Source organism: Marinimicrobium sp. UBA4209, from assembly GCF_002381585.1.
Taxonomy (GTDB): Bacteria; Pseudomonadota; Gammaproteobacteria; order Pseudomonadales; family Cellvibrionaceae; genus Marinimicrobium; species Marinimicrobium koreense.
In genome coordinates, this window is sequence record NZ_DFTP01000010.1 from 25,205 (window position 1) to 27,073 (window position 1,869).

General features: G+C 60.4%; 1 protein-coding gene. It reads right to left on the bottom strand.

Going from position 1 to position 1,869, the window contains the following annotated elements:
- Positions 1-41 precede the first annotated feature (41 nt).
- The coding region (gene parE, locus B3187_RS02030; RefSeq protein ID WP_286804394.1) for a DNA topoisomerase IV subunit B at positions 42-1,869 on the bottom strand (1,828 nt) is incomplete at its 5' end.

Sequence of the window (1,869 nt, forward strand, 5' to 3'; positions counted from 1 at the left end):
TAGGTCGGATTAGCGAAGCGTAATCCGACACCCTGGCCACCTCAAACCGCGATATCGGCCAGGTTGCCTTTGCTTTCCAGCCAGACGCGGCGATCCGAGGCGCGTTTTTTGCCGAGCAGCATGTCCATGATCTGCATCGTGCCTTCGATATCGTCGATACCCAACTGAACCAGCCGCCGGGTATCGCGGGCCATCGTGGTTTCGCGTAATTGCAGGGGGTTCATTTCACCGAGGCCCTTGAAGCGCTGCACGTTCACCTTACCCTTTTTCTTTTCCGCCTCAATGCGGTCGAGGACGCCGTTCTTTTCACTCTCATCCAGCGCGTAGTACACCTCCTTGCCCACATCGATACGGTACAGCGGCGGCATGGCGACAAACACATGGCCGTTTTCCACCAGCGGGCGGAAGTGCTGGACAAACAGCGCACACAGCAGCGTCGCAATATGCAGGCCGTCGGAGTCGGCGTCGGCGAGAATGCATATTTTGTGGTAGCGCAGCTGGCTCAGATCCGCCGCGCCGGGGTCGACCCCCAGAGCCACGGAAATATCGTGTACTTCCTGGTTGGAGAAAATATCCCCGGCATCGACTTCCCAGGTGTTCAGAATTTTCCCGCGCAGCGGCATGATCGCCTGAAATTCCCGATCCCGGGCCTGCTTTGCCGAGCCGCCGGCGGAATCACCCTCCACCAGAAACAGCTCGCTGCGTGAGGGATCCGAGCTGGAGCAGTCCGCCAGTTTACCCGGCAGGGCTGGCCCCTGGGTCACTTTTTTGCGGGCGACTTTCTTGCTTGAACGCACTCGGCGCTGGGCATTGTTGACGCACAGCTCGGCCAGTTTGTCACCATCTTCAGTGTGCTGATTGAGCCACAGGGCGAAGGCGTCTTTGGCAATGCCGGAGACAAACGCCGCCGCCTCGCGGGACGACAATCGCTCTTTGGTCTGACCGGAGAACTGCGGGTCGGCCAATTTGGAGGAGAGCACGTAGCTGCAGTTGGCCCAGACATCCTCCGGGGCCAGCTTCACGCCGCGGGGCAGCAGGTTGCGAAACTCGCAGTAATCGCGCAACGCATCGAGTAGACCGGTGCGCAGACCGTTCACATGGGTGCCGCCCTGGGCGGTGGGAATCAGGTTCACGTAACTTTCCTGAACCAGTTCGCCCCCTTCCGGCAGCCACTGGACCGCCCAGCTGACGCCCTCGGTTTTACCGGAGAACTCGCCGACAAAGGGCTGTTCGGGCAGGGTTTCCCAGCCCTGGGTTGCGCCCTGCAGGTAGTCCCGCAGACCGTCCTCGTAAAACCACTCATCGGTTTCGCCGGACTGCTCGTCTTTGAAGGTGACCGTCAGCCCCGGGCAGAGCACGGCCTTGGCGCGCAGGTTGTGGCGCAGGCGGCTGACCGAAAATTTGTGCGAGTCGAAGTATTTCGGGTTGGGCAGAAAGCGGATACTGGTGCCGGTGTTGCGTTTGCCGCAGGTATCGATCACTTCCAGATCGGTGGCTTTGTCGCCATCCTTGAAGCCCATGCGATGCACCTGACCATCGCGCTTGATGGTGATTTCCAGCATCTGGGAAAGCGCGTTCACCACCGACACCCCCACCCCGTGCAGGCCGCCGGAGAACTGGTAGTTCTTGTTGGAGAATTTGCCCCCGGCGTGAAGGGTGCTCAAAATCACTTCCACCCCGGGTTTACCCTGCTCGGGGTGCATATCCACCGGCATGCCCCGACCGTCGTCCGAGATGGAAATCGAATGATCTTTATGCAACACCACCTGAATGCTTTTCGCGTGGCCGGCGAGGGCTTCGTCGACGCTATTGTCGATCACTTCCTGGGCCAGGTGGTTGGGCCGGGTGGTGTCGGTGTACATGCCCGGG